14 protein-coding genes and 1 riboswitch are annotated in these 17,105 nt (G+C 72.3%); of the genes, 9 read left to right on the top strand and 5 right to left on the bottom strand.

From position 1 onward, the window contains the following. The first annotated feature begins 5 nt into the window (after positions 1-5). The 6 genes from eccCa to AB0B39_RS04360 all read left to right on the top strand — a co-directional run bounded on the left by eccCa (position 6) and on the right by AB0B39_RS04360 (position 8,374). Entirely contained in the window at positions 6-3,968 is a 3,963-nt protein-coding gene (eccCa, locus tag AB0B39_RS04385) for a type VII secretion protein EccCa (RefSeq protein ID WP_357490959.1), read from the top strand. Positions 3,969-4,246: 278 nt separating this feature from the next. Beyond that, positions 4,247-4,555, top strand: coding sequence for a WXG100 family type VII secretion target (locus AB0B39_RS04380; protein ID WP_234590029.1), 309 nt, complete (start codon positions 4,247-4,249; stop codon positions 4,553-4,555). Between the two features lie 25 nt (positions 4,556-4,580). Then, positions 4,581-4,859, top strand: a complete 279-nt coding sequence (locus tag AB0B39_RS04375) for a WXG100 family type VII secretion target (RefSeq protein ID WP_354855539.1) — start codon at positions 4,581-4,583, stop codon at positions 4,857-4,859. Between the two features lie 119 nt (positions 4,860-4,978). Continuing rightward, entirely contained in the window at positions 4,979-6,418 is a 1,440-nt protein-coding gene (locus AB0B39_RS04370) for a S8 family serine peptidase (protein ID WP_357573480.1), read from the top strand. 37 nt (positions 6,419-6,455) lie between these two features. After that, positions 6,456-7,019 carry a hypothetical protein gene (locus AB0B39_RS04365; protein WP_357490954.1) on the top strand — a complete coding sequence of 188 codons (564 nt, stop codon included), beginning with the start codon at positions 6,456-6,458 and terminating at the stop codon, positions 7,017-7,019. A 17-nt stretch (positions 7,020-7,036) separates the two neighbouring features. Further along, on the top strand, positions 7,037-8,374 hold the full coding sequence (locus tag AB0B39_RS04360) for a WXG100 family type VII secretion target (protein ID WP_357573479.1): 1,338 nt from the start codon (positions 7,037-7,039) through the stop codon (positions 8,372-8,374). A gap of 89 nt (positions 8,375-8,463) precedes the next feature. Here AB0B39_RS04360 and mycP read toward each other — a convergent pair whose 3' ends face one another. Both mycP and AB0B39_RS04350 read right to left on the bottom strand, forming a co-directional pair. Further along, a complete protein-coding gene (gene mycP, locus AB0B39_RS04355; protein WP_357573478.1) occupies positions 8,464-9,699 on the bottom strand; it encodes a type VII secretion-associated serine protease mycosin in 1,236 nt (411 codons plus the stop codon). Positions 9,700-9,920: 221 nt separating this feature from the next. Continuing rightward, on the bottom strand, positions 9,921-10,250 hold the full coding sequence (locus AB0B39_RS04350; protein WP_357573477.1) for a MarR family winged helix-turn-helix transcriptional regulator: 330 nt from the start codon (positions 10,248-10,250) through the stop codon (positions 9,921-9,923). 248 nt (positions 10,251-10,498) lie between these two features. Here AB0B39_RS04350 and AB0B39_RS04345 point away from each other — a divergent pair, with 248 nt between their 5' ends. Then, on the top strand, positions 10,499-11,209 hold the full coding sequence (locus tag AB0B39_RS04345) for a carbonic anhydrase (protein ID WP_357573476.1): 711 nt from the start codon (positions 10,499-10,501) through the stop codon (positions 11,207-11,209). A gap of 94 nt (positions 11,210-11,303) precedes the next feature. On the opposite strand, the gene AB0B39_RS04340 is transcribed toward AB0B39_RS04345, so the two are convergent. Further along, positions 11,304-12,323, bottom strand: coding sequence for a hypothetical protein (locus AB0B39_RS04340; protein WP_234589620.1), 1,020 nt, complete (start codon positions 12,321-12,323; stop codon positions 11,304-11,306). Between the two features lie 4 nt (positions 12,324-12,327). Further along, positions 12,328-12,458: riboswitch (cyclic di-AMP (ydaO/yuaA leader) on the bottom strand. A gap of 166 nt (positions 12,459-12,624) precedes the next feature. Beyond that, a complete protein-coding gene (locus AB0B39_RS04335; protein WP_357490945.1) occupies positions 12,625-13,989 on the bottom strand; it encodes a YibE/F family protein in 1,365 nt (454 codons plus the stop codon). A 492-nt stretch (positions 13,990-14,481) separates the two neighbouring features. Here AB0B39_RS04335 and AB0B39_RS04330 point away from each other — a divergent pair, with 492 nt between their 5' ends. Next, on the top strand, positions 14,482-16,443 hold the full coding sequence (locus AB0B39_RS04330) for a copper-translocating P-type ATPase (RefSeq protein WP_357492040.1): 1,962 nt from the start codon (positions 14,482-14,484) through the stop codon (positions 16,441-16,443). Between the two features lie 5 nt (positions 16,444-16,448). Here AB0B39_RS04330 and AB0B39_RS04325 read toward each other — a convergent pair whose 3' ends face one another. After that, entirely contained in the window at positions 16,449-16,745 is a 297-nt protein-coding gene (locus AB0B39_RS04325) for a metal-sensitive transcriptional regulator (protein WP_266248359.1), read from the bottom strand. A 149-nt stretch (positions 16,746-16,894) separates the two neighbouring features. On the opposite strand from AB0B39_RS04325, the gene AB0B39_RS04320 reads away from it, so the two are divergent. After that, on the top strand, positions 16,895-17,104 hold the full coding sequence (locus AB0B39_RS04320; RefSeq protein ID WP_357490943.1) for a copper ion binding protein: 210 nt from the start codon (positions 16,895-16,897) through the stop codon (positions 17,102-17,104). Position 17,105: the final 1 nt, after the last annotated feature.

The following is a 17,105-nucleotide window of genomic DNA, read 5'->3' as shown; positions in this document are numbered from 1 at the left end:
CAGCCGTGAGCACGGTCGTGTTCCGCCGACCTCCGCGCCAGCCGGGGCCGGCCCTGCCGCGCGGTGAGGTGGTGCTGGAGTCCCCGCCCGAGCTGCCCGAGCCGACGCCCCGCGGGATGGGGCAACTGCTCATGATCCTGCCGATGGTCTGCGGTGTCGGTGCGATGGCGTTCCTCTACGCCGGCCGGGGCGGCGGCATGATGACGTACGTCGCGGGTGGCCTGTTCGGCGTCTCGATGCTCGGCATGGCCATCGGTTCGCTCAGCAACGGCGGCAACGACAAGGCCGAGCTGAACGCCGACCGCCGCGACTACATGCGCTACCTGGCGCAGATGCGCAAGCGCACCCGGCGAGCGGCGGCCCAGCAGCGGGACGCGATGAACTGGCGGCACCCCGAGCCCGACGCGCTCTGGTCGATCGCGGCGTCACGCCGGCTGTGGGAGCGGCGGATCACCGAGCCCGACTTCGGTGAGACCAGGATCGCGCTCGGCCCGCAGCGGCTGGCCGTGGAGATCGTCCCCCCGGAGACCAAGCCGGTCGAGGACCTGGAACCGATGAGCGCCATCGCGCTGCGTCGGTTCGTCCGCGCACACACCACTGTGCCCGAACTGCCCACCGCGTTGTCGGTGCGCGCGTTCAGCCGGGTGGTGCTGCGCGGCGACCGCGAGCCCGTGCTCGACCTGACCCGGGCGGCCCTGGGCCAACTGGCGACGTTCCACGCCCCGGACGACCTGGTCGTCGCCGTGGTCGCCGCGCCCGACCGGCAGCCCGCCTGGAACTGGGTGAAGTGGCTTCCCCACGCCCACCACAGCGGCCGCACGGACGCGGCCGGCGCACGTCGGCTGGTCTTCGCGAGCCTGGCCGAGGCCGAGGAGTCCCTCGCGGGCGAGCTGGCCGGGCGACCCCGGTTCGCCGCCGAGGCCAAGGCGCTGACCACCGCGCCACACGTGGTCGTGGTGGTCGACGGTGGCGAGATCTCCCCGACCTGCCAGCTGGTGGGCCAGGGGCTGCTCGGTGTCACCCTGATCGACCTCTCCGGGACGGTGCCGCGCGACGCCGGCCGCTGGCTGCTCTGCCTGGACGTGGGCGACGGCACCACCCTCGACCTGATCCGGGGCAGCTCGTCCTCGCGGCTCGGCCGGCCCGACCGGCTCACCGCCGAGGCCGCCGAGGGGCTGGCCCGGCAGATCGCGCCGTACCGGCTGTCGCAGCAGCAGACCAGCAACGAGGAGCCGCTGGCCCGCAGCACGGAACTGCCCGACCTGCTCGGCGTCGGCGACGCCGCGGCCGTGGACGTGCACCAGACCTGGCGGCCGCGCGGTCACCGGGACCGGCTGCGCATCCCGCTCGGCGTCGGCCCGGACGGCAACGTCGTCGAACTCGACTTCAAGGAGTCGGCGCACGAGGGTATGGGCCCGCACGGCCTCGTCATCGGCGCGACCGGCTCCGGCAAGAGCGAGCTGCTCCGTACGGTGGTGGCGGCGCTGGCGGTGACCCACTCGTCCGAGGAGCTGAACTTCGTCCTGGTGGACTTCAAGGGTGGCGCGACGTTCGCCTCCCTGGAGGCGTTGCCGCACACCAGCGCGGTGATCACGAACCTGGCCGACGAGTTGCCGTTGGTCGACCGGATGCGTGACGCGCTGGCCGGTGAGATGGTGCGCCGGCAGGAGTTGTTGCGGGCGGCGGGCAACTACGTGTCCCGGTTCGAGTACGAGAAGGCGCGGGCGGCCGGTGAGCCGTTGGCGCCGATGCCGAGCTTGTTGATCATTTGTGACGAGTTCAGTGAGTTGTTGGCGGCGAAGCCGGACTTCATCGACCTGTTCGTGATGATCGGCCGGTTGGGTCGGTCGCTCGGTGTGCATCTGTTGTTGGCGTCGCAGCGGCTGGAGGAGGGCAAGCTGCGTGGTCTGGACACGCACCTGTCGTACCGGATCGGGTTGCGGACGTTCTCGGCGGTGGAGAGCCGGATCGTGCTCGGCGTGCCGGACGCGTACGAGCTGCCGAACGCGCCCGGGCACGGCTACCTGAAGACGGACACCAGCACCATGCTGCGATTCCGGGCCGCGTACGTCTCGGGGCCGTACCGGGCGCCCGGCCAGCAGGCCTCCGCGTCGCAGGCCCTGGTGCAGCGCCGGATCGTGCCGTACGGCGTCAATTTCATCCCGGCGCAGGCCACGCAGGTGTCGGTGGACGCCATGCCGGAGCCGGAGCAGCCGGCCGACGGCAAGGCCGTCGCGATGCTCGACGTCCTGATCGACCAGCTCAAGGGCCGGGGCCGTCCCGCGCACCAGGTGTGGCTGCCGCCGCTGGCGGAACCGCCGGGCCTGGGCGAGCTGCTCGGCCCGCTGGCCGTCGACCCGACCTACGGGTTGTGCACGGCGTCCTGGCCGGGCCGGGGTCGCCTCACCGTGCCGGTGGGCGTGGTCGACCGCCCGTACGAGCAGCGCCGCGACCCGATGATGGTCGAGCTGGCCGGCGCCGGCGGCAACGTGGTCATCGTCGGCAGTTCGCTCAGCGGCAAGAGCACCATGCTGCGGTCGCTGCTGGCCTCGCTGGCGCTCACCCACACGCCGCGTGAGGTGCAGTTCTTCTGCCTGGACTTCGGCGGTGGCGCGCTGCGCAGCCTGGAACGCCTGCCGCACATGGCCGGGGTGGCCGGCCGGCGCGACATCGAGGCGGTGCGGCGCACGGTGGCCGAGGTCGTCGCGGTGCTTGACGAACGGGAGACGCGCTTTGCCCAGTACGGCATCGACTCGGTGGCGAGCTACCGCCGTCGCCGGGCGGCCGGCGAGTTCGCCGACGACCCGTTCGGCGACGTGTTCCTGGTGGTGGACGGCTGGAACACCCTGCGCCAGGACTACGAGGAGCTGGAGCAGACCATCACGACGCTCGCCAACCGGGGCCTCGGCTTCGGGGTGCACGTGGTGCTCACGGCGGTGCGCTGGGCGGAGATCCGGATCAACATGCGTGATCTGCTCGGCACCAAGCTGGAGTTGCGTCTGGGCGACGCGGCGGAGTCCGAGATCGACCGGCGCTCGGCGATGAACGTGCCGGAGAAGTCGCCCGGTCGCGGTCTGACCCGGGACAAGCTGCACTTCCTCACCGCGATCTCGCGGATCGACGGTCGGCGCGACATCGAGGACCTGAGCGAGGCGTCGGTCGCGCTCGCCGGGCACGTGGCGGCGAACTGGCCGGGGCGCCCGGCGCCGAAGGTGCGGCTGCTGCCCCGCCGGCTGCCGGTGTCCGAGCTGGCCCGGATCATCGACCGGTCGGCCCCCGGCCTGCCGATCGGCGTCAACGAGTCGGCGCTCGCGCCGGTCTACCTGGATCTGGCGAACGAGCCGCACCTGACGGTCTTCGGCGACGCCGAGTGCGGCAAGACCAACCTGCTGCGGCTGATCGCCCGGGGCATCACCGAGCGGTACACGCCGGCCCAGGCGCGGCTGGTGATCGCCGACTACCGCCGTGGGCTGCTGGGCGCGGTGGAGGGCGATCACCTGCTCGACTACGCGCCGTCCAACCAGGCGTTCGCGCAGGGGCTCGGCTCGATCCGTAGCGCGCTGTCCAACCGGCTGCCGGGCCCGGACGTGACCACCGCCCAGCTGCGGGACCGCAGCTGGTGGAAGGGCCCCGACCTCTACATCCTGGTGGACGACTACGACCTGGTGGCCTCCGGTGGCAGCAACCCGCTGAGTGCCCTGCACGAGCTGCTGCCGCAGGCCCGGGACATCGGTCTGCATCTGATCGTCACGCGTCGGGTCGGCGGGGTGTCCCGGGCGCTCTACGAACCCGTGCTGCAACGACTGCGCGAGCTGGACTCGCCGGGCCTGCTCATGTCCGGCAACCGGGAGGAGGGCGCGGTCTTCGGCACGTTGCGTCCGAGTCCGCAGCCGCCCGGGCGGGGCACGCTCGTCCGTCGACGCGACGGCCAGCAGTTGATCCAGACCGCCTGGTCCGAGCCGGCCTGACCGAGCCGTCAGACAGGGGTTGGCGGAGTCGGGCGGTCCAGTGTCGACGGCGGCGACGCGCGGTCGCGGGGCCGTTCGGGTCGGATTCCCGTCCGAACGGCTCGCAGGTGCGACGCGATTCACCGCCATCCATCGAACACGACCAGCCAGGGCTGCGGTGGCTGGACGGATTCCGCTACGGTCTTAGTTGGAGTGTCCGTCGGTGGGGTGTTGCTGCCTTGCCGCGGGGGAGGGGCGCGGCAAAGCCGCCGCCACAACATGACGGAAGGGTGTGAAGCATGGCGTTCGAGGTCGAAGCTGCGACTCTGCATACCGCCGCGAGTGACGTGCGGTCCACGCGCAGCGAGGTCGACGGCGAGCTGAAGAAGCTGTGGAACGTAGTCGACGACCTGGCCATGGCGTGGAAGGGTCAGGCGTCCACGGGGTTCCAGTCGTTGATGACGCGCTGGAACGAGGACACCGTCAACCTGCTGACCGCGATGGACAACATCGCGGACCTGCTCGACAAGTCGGGTACGACGCACCAGGTCAACGACGAGGAGCAGCAGCAGATGCTGGACAAGTTCCACTCTGCTCTCAACCCGTGATCCGTAGCCAGCAGAGGAGGAAGTCGTGACGATCAAGGTTGACTACGCGGTCCTCGAGAGCAGCAACCAGCAGATGCAGGCCATCTCGAAGACCATCGACGAGAAGCTCGACACGCTGCGGTCGATGCTGTCCAAGCTGCAGTGGGAGGGCGAGGACCGGACCGCCTACGAGCAGCACCAGGCGAAGTGGGACTCGTCGGTCCGGGACATCAACCGGATCCTGAACGAGATCGGCGGCGCCGTCGGTATCGCCCGCGAGAACTACGTCTCCACCGAGATGAGCAACTCCAAGGTGTGGGGCTGACACAATCACCGGTGCGGCTCCGGTCCGGCTTCGACCGGGCCGGAGCCGCACTGCGTTGGCGTCGGCGAGGTACTGGGAGAGCGATGCGTACGGGGAAGCCTTTCCGATCGACACGGGCCATGGGCGCGGCAGTGCTGGCGTTGTGCGCCGCGCTGGCGCCCGCGGTGACTGTCGCGCCGGCGCCGGCCCAGGCCGCCGACACGGTCCGGGGCATTCAGCAGTGGTACCTGGACTACCTCAAGATCTCTGCCGCCCACAAGATCACCAAGGGTGCTGGCGTCGTGGTCGCCGTCGTCGACACCGGCGTCGAGGCCAGCCATCCCGACCTGCGCGGGCAGGTGCTCGCGGGGCACGGCACCAACGCCATGGCTCCCCCGGACGGGCGGCGTGACGACGACAAGGTGAAGGGGCACGGCACCGCGATGGCCGGCATCATCGCCGGGCGCGGCGGGGGCGAGATGCATGTGTTGGGCATCGCCCCGGCCGCGAAGATCCTGCCCGTTGCGATGGGCGCGAACTTCAACGAACAGGACATGGTCCTGGGTATCCGGTGGGCCGCGGACAACGGCGCTGACGTCATCAACCTCTCGCTCGGCAGTGGCAACAGGGCGGCTTCCCCGGATGTGGTGGACGCCGTCAACTACGCGTTGAGCAAGGATGCCGTCGTGGTCGCCTCCGCGGGCAACGTCGAGCAGGGCGACCGACAGGTCACCTCGCCCGCCAACATCCCCGGCGTTGTCGCCGTCTCCGGGTTCGGCAAGCAGGGTGGCTTCTTCGCCGGGTCGGTGCAGGGGCCGGAGACCGTCATCGCCAGTCCGATGGACAGCATCATCGCGCCGGCGCCCGAAGGCGTCTCGCCGAACGGCTATGGGCTGGGCAGCGGCACCAGTTCGGCGGCCGCCCTCATCTCCGGGGTGGTGGCGCTGGTCCGCTCGGAGTATCCGAAGCTCGACGCGGCCAACGTCGTCAACCGGCTGATCAGAACCGCCCGCGACGCCGGGCGGGCCGGGCGGGACCCGCAGTTCGGCTTCGGCAGGGTCGATCCGGTCGCCGCGCTGACCCGATCGGTGCCCGCCGTCACGGCGAACCCGCTCCTGGAGGGCGCGGGCCGCCCGGCCGGCCCGACCCGCACCGGCAGCGCCGCGCGCCCCGGTGACGACGACGGGCCGGCGGTCGAGTTCGGGGTCTCGAACAAGGCCGGCGCGATCGTCCAGGTGGGGCTCTGCCTCGGCGTTCCGATCATCGGGCTGATCGTGCTGCTGGTGGTGCTGCGACGCCGCAGGCGGCGCCCATCGCCGGCCGCTGTCGGCCCGTACCCAGGCGCACCCGGCATGCCGCCACCAGGCTGGCCCGCCACCCAGCCGACACCGGCCGGGTACGGTCCGCCGCCGCAGCCCGTTCCGGGCTACGGTCCGCCGCCGGGCCAGCCGGGGCAGGGGTACCCGCCGGGCCATCCCGCGCCTGGTTACCCGCCGGCACCGACCGCTCCGGCGTCACCGCCGGGCGCGTCCGGCTGGCCGGGCTCGGGCCCGCCGCCACCCGGCCACCAGCAGCAGTGAACGCAGGCCACCAGTCAGGGTTTCGGGGAGGGGACCGATGACGGACGACAGAACCACCCAGCCGGAACGGTACGTGAACGACGACCTCTACATCCCGGTCCCGGTCGGCGGGGTGCCGACGGCGGGTCTGGCCGTGACCGGCTTGGAGATCGACAACGTCAACCACGCCGCAACGCCGAAGGGCCTGGTCACCGCGCCGGGTGAGGCCGGCGTCAAGACCGAGTGGGACGCGACAAGCCTGGACTCGGCCATCACCTGGCTGGAGACCCACGCCGCGTACCTGAACAAGCTGTCCTACGACATGGTCGACATCCAGGACCTGATGGGTGGCGCGGCCAGCGGCGTGGCAGGTGGGGCCGGAGGCCAGCCGAGCCCGCTCGGCGGGTTCGACTGGGCGGCCCGGTTGGCCGCCAAGCACCAGGGGCTCTACCAGGGCACCGAGTCAGGTGTCCGGAGGCTCTCGCAGAACCTGTACGACGCGGCGGAGGCGCTGCGCCAGGTCAAGCAGAACTACGAGACGGCGGAGGAACAGAACAGGATGTCCGCCGCCGACATGCAGCGTGTCTTCGGCGACGTGGCCGGCAACGGCGACGGCCGCTAGGACGGGGGAGGACGAAGGTGGGCCTGAGCTGGGAAGAGATGTGCCAGAAGGTCGTCATCGACGGCCGGCCTGGTGACGTGGAGAGCGCCGCCCTCGGCTGGGAACAGCTGATCAAGAATCTCAACAACGTCAAGCAGAGCCTCGACACCAACATCAAGGACCTGGGCACGACCTGGAAGGGTCCTGCGTACGAAGCGTTCAAGGGCCACATCGAGCAGATCTCCAAGGACACCGGGCAGATCGTGGCGGACGCGGAGAAGGGCACCGGCATCGTCCAGTCGCTCAAGACCGCCGCCGACAAGCTCACCGCGGCCCAGCGGGACTTCCCGATCCCGGCGACCTGCGTCAACGACGTCCTGGAGGCGCGCAACGCGAAGCTGACCCTCGGGGTCGGCTTCTTCGAGGCGAAGGTCTCGCCGGACTTCCTGGGCTGGCTCGACCCGGTGACCGCGATCGCCGACTGGATCAACGACCAGTCGGACGACGCGGCCCGCGTCTACGAGCAGGTGAGCGGCGACTACCAGGCCATCGCGCCTGGCACCCCGGGCGATGCTGGCCCGCTTGGCACGAAGGAACCGACGCACGAGATCCCCAAGCTGGACAACGGCGGCGGTGGCGGTGGCGGTGGTGGTGGTGTGCCGAAGCTCGGCGGCAGCCCGTCCACCGGGAGCCTCGGTGCCACGCCCTCGATCGGCGCCACAGGCATGCCGGACACCGGCAACCTGCCGGGCGGTTCCAGCGCCCACCCCGACCTGTCGAGTGGTTACGACCCCGGCACCGGTAACTACCCGGGCACCGGCGGCGTCCCGGGCGTCGGCGGTGCGGACGACCAGTTCAGCAGTGGCCTCGCCGGTGCGGGTGGCGGCGGTTCGCCAGGTCTCGGCTCCGGCCTCGGAGGCGGCGGCCTGGGCTCGGGCGGCCTGGGCTCGTCCGGCGGGGTCGGCGGCGGCGGTGGCGGCCTGGGCAGCGCCGGTGCTCTCGCGGGTGGCGGCGCGCTCGGCCGGGCGGTCTCGCCGGGCATGGGCCCGATGATGGGCGGCGGCGCGGCGGGTGCCGGTCGTGGCGGTGGCCGGGGCGCCGGTGGCCGACTCGGCGCGGGCGGCAAGCTGGGCGGCGGCATGGCACCCGGGATGGGTGGTGCCGCCGGTGGCGCCGGCGCCGGTCGGGGTGGCGCCGGGCGTGGCGCGGCGGGTGCCGGCGGTCGGGGCGCTGGCGCTCGCGGTGCCGGTGGCGTGGCCGGGACGGGCGGCGGTGCCGGCTACGGCGAGGAGGACACCGCCCGCAACACCTGGCTGGAGGAGGACGAGGACGTGTGGGGTGCCGACGGCGGTGGCACCTCCGGCATCCTGCGCTGAGCCTTTCGCGTCACGGCGCTGCTGCGGTCGACCGCAGCAGCGCCGTGACGTGTCTCAGGGGCCGACCGTTGCGGCGGCGGAGCCGACGCTCAGCCGGTGACCGGTTCGTCGGTACGTCGGCCGGGCCGCCAGCCGCGTCGGCGGCCACGCGCCATGATCGGTCGCGTGATCAGCAGCAGCACGGCGAGCAGAGCCCCCACCGCGGCGGCCCAGATCGCGACGGAGCGCTGCCAGCTCAGCGGATCGGCCGCCGGGGCCGGTGCGGCAAGCACGTCAACCGGCGGATTGGTGCGGGTGCCCAGCAGGCTCGACACCGCCCGGTACGGGTTGACCACGCCGTAGCCGACTTCGGCGTTGCGCCCCTGCGGCGGGTTGTCCGCCGTCCGCTCCAACCGGTCGGCGACCTGCTCCGGCGTGAGATCCGGGTAGGCGGCCCGAACCAGCGCGGCCACCCCCGAGACGTACGCGGCGGCGAAGCTGGTGCCACCCGTCGGTTCGGCGCGGTAGCCGGATCCACCCGGCGCCGGGCCGACGATGTTCAGTCCCGGCGCGGCGACGTCGACGAAGGTGCCGCTGACCGAGGTGCCCACGTGCCCGCCCTGCTCGTCCACGCCGCCCACGGCGATCACCCCGGGGTACGCCGCCGGGTAGGCGGGCCTGTCCTCCTGGGTCTCCTGCCGGTTGCCGGCGGCGGCGACCAGCACCACCCGCTTGGCGAGGGCGCGTTCGACGGCCTGTGCCAGTTCGGGGCGGGGCAGGGTCACCAGGGACAGGTTGATCACGTCGGCGCCGTTGTCGACAGCCCAGTCGATGGCTGCGGCGATCTGCCCGGGTAGCCCCTCGTCGTTGGTGCCCTTGGCGTCCGGCAGGACCCGGATGGGCAGGATGCGCGCCGCCGGGGCGATACCGCTGAACGGCACCCCCGTGCCGTCCTTGCCGGCGATGATGCCGGCGACCATCGTGCCGTGACCGGCCAGGTCACACTGCCCCCGGTTGGCCGGCAGGTTGTTGAAGTCGCGGCCCTCGAGCACCTGACCCTTCAGGGTCGGGTGGATGGCGGAGACCCCGGAGTCGATGACCGCTACCGTCACCCCGGCGCCCCGGGACAGCGGCCACGCCGAGGCCGGATCCACCCTCCGCAGCGCCCACGGCATCTGCACCAGGCCGTCCTCGCCGGCCGGGCCGCAGGTGGGCGCCGCCGCTAGCGCCGGAGAGGAGGGAACCACCAGGCCGGCGCCGAGCAGGACCGCTAGCGTTCCACTGAGGACAGCTCGGACGCCACGGCGGGACGGATGGGTCGCGCTCGGCGGCAGGCATTCGCGCACCCGCAGAGATTACCGCTGCACCGCGTCGGGCAGCGCCCGGCGACCGCCGTTCGGGGCGGGATCGGTGACCTCGCTCAGCTTCGGGCGCGACGACGCCGGCCGGGCGGGTACGGCTCGCCGTTCGAGGCCGGCGTGGAACGACGGTCAGGGCTCGCCGTTCGGGGCCGGCGTGCGACGCGGGTCCGGGCTCGCCGTTCGACGCGGGCGTGCGACGACGACGGTCAGGGTCGGGAGGAGACGTCGTCGGCGGGTGTTTCGGCGAACAGGGCGAGCAGGTCGCCGACCTGACGGTCGGCCTCGGCGGGGTGCCGGAAGTGGCCGGCGGGGTTCAGGGTGTACTCGTTGCGGCGCCCCACCCGGGTGCGGTGCAGGTAACCGCCGGCCTCCAGGTCGGCGACGATGGCCTGGGCGGCCCGTTCGGTGACGCCCACCTCGGCCGCCACGTCGCGCAGTCGTGCTGTGGGATCGCGGGCGATGGCCAGCAGCACATGCCCGTGGTTGGTGAGGAACGTCCAGTTCCGGCCGCCTCCGGCCGTCGCCGCGCTCGTCATCGTGGAGCCGCCTCTCCGGTTGTCCGCTTCACCCGCGTGCCCGCCAGAGGGGTCGGGCCAGGTGCCGACGGGCCGGCCCGGTCCCAACGACCGAAGGGCCGGTTCGGGGTCTACGTATGAAATCTAAATCACGCATATCTTGACGCATCTTGCGGTGCGTGTGACCGTTGAGCCCGAGCCAGCGCCCACCGCCGGCCCGGCTGAAGAGCCTCTTGAGCAGGTAAAACGCGTGGAGACGAGGTGCGGGAATGAGCCGTTCCGGTACGCCTGGAGGGCAGCCCGGTCCGCAGCGGGCCGCCGATCGAGCGTCGACGCCGACCGAGCCGGCCCGAGCGTACGCCGAGCTGGCCGCCGGCAACCGGCGCTTCGTCAGCGGGGCGCCGCGCCACCCCAACCAGGACGCCGGGCACCGGGCCGCCGTGGCCGACGGGCAGCACCCGTTCGCGGTGGTCGTGGGCTGCTCCGACTCCCGACTGGCCGCTGAGATCATCTTCGACCGGGGGCTTGGCGACCTCTTCGTGGTCCGGACGGCCGGCCACACCGCGGGCCCGGAGGTGCTGGGCAGCGTGGAGTACGCCGTGACCGTGCTCCGCACTCCACTGGTGGTGGTCCTCGGCCACGACTCGTGCGGTGCCGTGCAGGCAGCCCGCGAGGCGGCCGCCACCGGTGTCGCGCCCCCGGGGCACCTTCCCGCGGTCGTCGACGCGGTGGTGCCCAGCCTGCGACGTGCCGCCGCCGAGGGCGTGGACGACATCGACGGCATCGTCGACATCCACATCGCGCAGACCGTCGAGACGCTGCTCGGGCAGTCGCCCGTGCTGGCCGGCGAGGTGGCGCAGGGGCGGTGTGCGGTGGTGGGCATGTCGTACCGGCTCGCCGCCGGCGTGGTGCGCCCGGTGACCCCCGTACCGGCCGATGCGGCGACCTCGGACGACCCGGCAGCCTCCGCCGCCGCCTGACCCGACAACTGCCGCCCGGCGGCTTTCGCCGCGCCTGACCCGACGAGGGCCGTCCCGCCTGATGCGGGACGGCCCTCGGACTTCGTCGGGTGGATCAGAGCATCGACATGTGGACGTGGTCGGTGTGGTTCGACGGCCCGCTGTACGACTTCCAGCCGGTCGCCGGGAACCAGATCTGCCGGTTCCAGATCACGTAGTAGATGCCGAGGCGGTCGGCGTTGCGGATGAGGAACGCGGCGACGTTGTTGCCGTACATGCGGGTGTCGTTGTTGTGCCACGGGCTGAAGCCGCTCTTCTGCAACGACCAGTCACAGGCGCGGCCCTTCGGGTGCTCGTACGGGCCACCGTTGCGGTGGCAGCCGACGAACCGGTTGAAGCCGGCCCGCTTGACCTCCTTGTACGCGTGCAGGGTGCGCGGGGTGACGCAACCGGAGGTGGTGGGGTCGTCCTCGCTGCACGACTGCGGCTTCCAGTCACCGTCGGCGGTGCGACCCGGGCCGATCCGGGCGACCGGCGAGACGGCGTCGACCAGACCGCCGGTGAAACCCTGACCGCCGACCAGCGCGAGCGCCTTGTCCGCGTCGCGCTTGTCCTTCGCCATCAGGGCGGTCTGCTTCTGCTGCTCGCGGATCTCCGCGTCGAGGGCCAGCTTGGCCTGCTCGGCGCGGGACTTGACCGCGTTGACCTCGGCGAGCTTCTTCTCGTTGACCATGTTCATCTCGTCGAGCGCCGCGGCTCGGCGGACGAACGAGTCCGGGGCGTCGCTCTCCAGCAGCATCGCGATCGCGCCGACCCGTCCGGTCCGGTACGACTGGGCGGCGATCTGCGCGACCTGCGGGGCCAGCGCGTCCAGGTCGGCCTTGGCCCGCTGGACCTCCACCGCCAGCTCAAGCTGCCGCTTCTTGGACTTGTCCAGTTTGGACTTGGCCGCCACGTAGTCCCGGTTGGTCTGCTCGATGACGTCGGTGAGGAGCTTGGGTTCGTCTTCCTCTTCGTGCCCGGACGGTGTGGGGGTCGTCGGGGCGGCGTGGGCCGGGAGGGGGCCGGCGAACACGGTCAGCGCAGCGAGCACGGCCACCACGGGTGTCAACCAGCGGCGTAGGGGTGCCGTCACAATGTTCCCTTCCGTCGACCGCCGACCGGGTTAGCTGACGGGTTCGGGGCGGAAGTGGCCCCTACCGCTGTCGCGGATTCACCCCACGTACCTGGGTCCCCGGCTCGCCGGTTGGCGATTGGGCGGTGGCACCGCAGGCGCCGCTGCGCGCCTTCGTCGGTGGCCGGCAGCGAGGTTACCCGAGAATCCACCGCCTGAGCTACGTCCTGATGCCGACTAAAAGTGTCATTTCGCCATGGCGTTGAGTGACCAGTGACGCGGTTCTCAGGGCGAGTGCCCGATCCGGTCACGCTGAGGAGTGTCACCATGCCGTATCAGTGCTCCTGTTCGGCTCTGGCCACCCGGTGGTGGCGGTGGATGGGGGTGCGTTCCGCTCCGGGTCGGGTCCGTCGGGCCGACCCCCTGGCGGGGAGCTGAGAGCGGCCAGTGTCTCCGTCCGGTCCCGACGGGGGCGCGGTGTCAGGACGTCGGCGTCCGTGTCCTGCGTCGGCGTCGCCCCGGCCGCGGTCACCACGGCGGCCAGCCCGGTGGTGAGGGGTACGGCGGCGATCAGGCCGAGTGTGGCGACCGCGCTGCGGACGATCTCCTGGGCGAGGAATTCGCTGGTCAGGATCTGCCCGAGGGGGCGGGTGTCGGCGGTGAGCAGGAGCAGCAGCGGTAGTGAGGCGCCCGCGTACGCCAGGACGATGGTGTTGACCGTGGAGGCGATGTGCGCCCGGCCGACCCGGGTGGCCGCCCGGTAGAGCTGTAGCCGGCTCAGACCGGGGTTGGCGTTCGCCAGTTCGGTGACGGTGGCGGCCTGGGTGACTGTCACGTCGTCGAGCACCCCGAGTGAGCCGATGATGATCCCGGCGAGCAGCAGGCCGCGCAGGTCCACGTGGGCCTGGAACATCGACAGCGTGGTGGCGTCCTCGCTGCCGAAGCCGGTGAGCCGGGTGGCGGCCGTGGCGATGGTCGCGAGCACTCCGGTGAGCACCAGGCTGCCGAGGGTGCCGAGCACCGCGACCGAGGTCTGCGCGGTCACTCCGTGTGTCAGGTAGAGCACCACGAACATGATCAGGGCGGCGCCGACCACCGCCACCAGCAGCGGTGGCCGACCGGCGCTGATGCCCGGCAACACGAAGGTGAGCAGGATGGCGAAGCTGGCGGCCAGCCCCGCCAGCGCGGCCAGGCCCCGCCACCGGCCGAACGCGACGATCGCGGCGGCGAAGACCACCGCGAGCCACACCAGCGGCGTTCCGCGCTGATGCTCGGCGATGTTCCAGCTGCTGGTGGTGGGATCGGTCGGGTCGGTCAGCTCGACCAGGACGACGTCGTCGCCGACCTCGACGCGTGGAGCGCCGGGTCCGGCGGGGACGGGCGTCCGTACCTGCTGGCCGGCGCTCGGCCCGTCCTCGACCCGTACGTCCACCGTGCCGCACGGCCCGGTGGCCGGTGTGCCCTCCGGGCTGGCCGACGGCGGGCAGGGTTCGGTCACCACCCGGGTCACCGTGCCGTGGTGGCGCGGCGCGTCAGTGCCACCGCCGGCCTGCGGCGCCCCGTCCCGTGGCCAGAGCACCACGGCGGCGACGACGGTGGCCACGAAGAGCGGCACCACCGTCGCGACGAGGATCCGCCGGACCCGGGGCGGGGCGGGGCGGGCGGTATGGCTGTGGTCGGAACCCAATGCGAGAACTCCCAACGATCCGGTGCGGGGTACGTGCGGACGGGCCGGGCGGTTCACCTCCGCCGGACGAACGCGGTGACGAGCGCATCGAATTGCTGGTTGACGACCCGTTGGTTACCCAGGGTGATCCACTGGGCCGGCCGGTCGGCGCAGGCGCCGCGCCGTGGCGGCGCCGGTGCCCGACTGGGCGGCGGAGTCCGGTAGGCCATCGCCGGAGATGCTAGCCAGCCCAACTGGGTGTCGCAGGTCGTGGCGGAGTGTCGGATGGTCGAACCGCTCGCGCGGCCTGGGCCGGAGCGGCATGTTGGAGTCATGTCCGAGCCCGTCCCCGAGCAGGCCGCCGACCGGAACCGGCACGCGACGCCGGCCGCCCACGATCAGCACGCCGCCCACGATCAGCACGCCGGCCCGGAGAAGCGCGCTGGCCCGGAGAAGCACGCCGGCCCGGAGAAGCACGCCGGCCACGACAAGCACGCCGGCCACGACCCGGCGATGTTCCGCCGCCGGTTCTGGGTCTGCCTGGTGCTCACCGTGCCGGTGGTGCTGACCAGTCACCTGGTGATGGACCGGCTCGGGCTCCGATGGGACGTTCCCGGTCGCTCCTGGATCGGGCCGGTGTTCGGATCGGTGGTCTTCCTCTGGGGTGGCTGGCCGTTCCTGGTCGGCGCGGTGCGCGAGATCCGGGACCGGGCGCCGGGAATGATGCTGCTGGTCGCGATGGCGATCACGGTCGCCTACACGGCGTCGTTGGCCACCAGCCTGGGCGCCTTCGACCTGGATTTCTGGTGGGAGCTGGCCGCGCTGGTCACCATCATGCTGCTCGGGCACTGGCAGGAGATGAAGGCCATCGGGCAGGCCCGGGGGGCGTTGGCGGCGTTGGCCGCGCTGCTGCCGGACGAGGCCGAGCGTGTGGCGCCGGACGGGCGGCCCGAGCCGGTGCCGCTCAGCGCGTTGCGGGTGGGCGACGTGGTGCTCGTCCGGCCCGGGGGTCGGGTGCCGGCGGACGGCCGGATCGTCGACGGCGACGCCGAACTGGACGAGTCGATGATCACCGGTGAGTCGCGGCCGGTGGCCCGGTCGACGGGCGAGCGGGTGGTGGCCGGCACTGTCGCCACCGACTCGGCGATCCGGGTCCGGGTCGAGGCGCTGGGTGACGAGACAGCGCTCGCCGGCATCCAGCGCATGGTCGCGCAGGCGCAGCGCTCGGGTGGGCAGGCCCAACTGCTTGCCGACCGGTTCGCCGCCGCGCTGTTCTACGTGGCCGCCGGCACCGCAGTGGTGACGCTGGCGGTCTGGACCGCGCTCGGTGAGCCCGACCAGGCGGTGGTCCGTACGGTCACGGTCCTGGTGATCGCCTGCCCGCACGCGCTCGGCCTGGCCATCCCGCTGGTCGTGGCACTGTCCACGGCCCTGGCGGCGCGGCGCGGGATCCTGGTCAAGGACCGGTTGGCGCTGGAGCGCATGCGGACCGTCGACGCGGTGCTCTTTGACAAGACCGGCACGCTGACCCGCGGTGAGCACGCGGTGAGTGACCTGGTGACGACTCCGGGCCTGAAGCGGGAGGAGGCGCTGCGGATCGCCGCCGGCGTCGAGTCCGACAGCGAGCATCCGCTGGCCCGGGCGATCGTGACGGCGGCCGGGTCCGCCGGCCCGGCGCGTGGCACCGGCTTCCGGTCGCTGCCGGGCCGCGGCGTGCGGGCCACCGTCGACGGTACGGAGTACGCGGTGGGCGGCCCGGCGTTGCTGCGGGAGTTGGGTCGGCCGCTCCCGGACGACCTGGAGGTGGCGACCGGCCGGTGGTCGGCGCGCGGGGCCGTGGTGTTGTACCTGGTGCGGCTGCCGGGCACCGTGCTCGGGGCGTTCGCGCTCACCGACGAGGTGCGCCCGGAGGCCCGGCAGGCCATCGCCGAGCTCCGTGCCGAAGGCGTCCGCACCATCGCCATGATCACCGGCGACGCGCGGTCGGTGGCCGAGTCGGTGGCCGCCGATCTCGGCTTCCAGCCGGGGGTGGACGAGGTCTTCGCCGAGGTGCTGCCGGCCGAGAAGGACGGCCGGGTCGCGGACCTCCAGCGGCGAGGGCTGACCGTGGCGATGGTCGGCGACGGGGTGAACGACGCGCCGGCGCTGGCCCGCGCCGACGTCGGCATCGCCATCGGGGCGGGGACCGACGTGGCGATCGAGTCCGCCGGGGTGGTGCTGGCGTCGTCCGACCCGCGCGGTGTCGGTGCCGTGGTCCGGCTCTCGCGGGCGTCGTACCGCAAGATGCGGCAGAACCTGGCCTGGGCCGCCGGTTACAACGTGGTGGCGCTGCCGCTGGCGGCCGGCGTGCTCGCCTGGGCCGGGGTGGCGTTGAGCCCGGCGGTGGCGGCGGTGCTGATGTCGGCGTCCACCATCGTGGTGGCGCTCAACGCCCAGTTGCTCCGCCGGGTACGCCTCGACGCGGAGCCCGACTGACCGGCTCAGCCGCGCTTCATGAGCCGGCCGACGGCAGCCATCATCTCGGTGGCCATCTCGTCGGCCCGACCTTCGGCCGCCCCCTCGTGCATGCAGTGGCGGGCGTGCCCGTCGAGCAGGCCCAGGGCCACCTTGTCGAGCGCGGCCTGGATCGCGGAGATCTGGGTGAGCACGTCGATGCAGTAACGGTCCTCGTCGACCATCTTCTCGATGCCCCGGACCTGCCCCTCGACGCGGCGGAGCCGCGCGAGCAGTTGGTCCTTGCTGGCGGTGTAGCCGCGGATCGGTGTGGGTGTGGTCATGGCGACGAGAATAGCGTACCCCTGGGGGGTATGGTAACGTCCCTCGTGTCCGATACCCCCACCGGGTACCGGTACCTGACGGAGTACGAGTCTGCCTCGGCCTTACCCCTGGGGGGTATAGGCTGGCAGAAGACGAAGGGAGCGGTTCGATGGTCGACACGACGTACCAGGTGCGGGGCATGACCTGCGGGCACTGCGTCAGCGCGGTCAGCGCCGAGGTGGGCGCCATCGCCGGGGTGCGCGACGTGCAGGTGGATCTCGCCACCGGCCGGGTCACCGTCACCAGCGAGCAGCCCGTGGACACCGATTCCATCCGGGCCGCGGTCGACGAGGCCGGTTACGACCTCGTCGAGGCGTGAG

Source organism: Micromonospora sp. NPDC049114 (genome assembly GCF_040648635.1).
GTDB lineage: Bacteria > Actinomycetota > Actinomycetes > Mycobacteriales > Micromonosporaceae > Micromonospora.
Note: the sequence above shows the minus strand (reverse complement) of the source record. Positions and strands in the feature narration are given on the sequence as shown.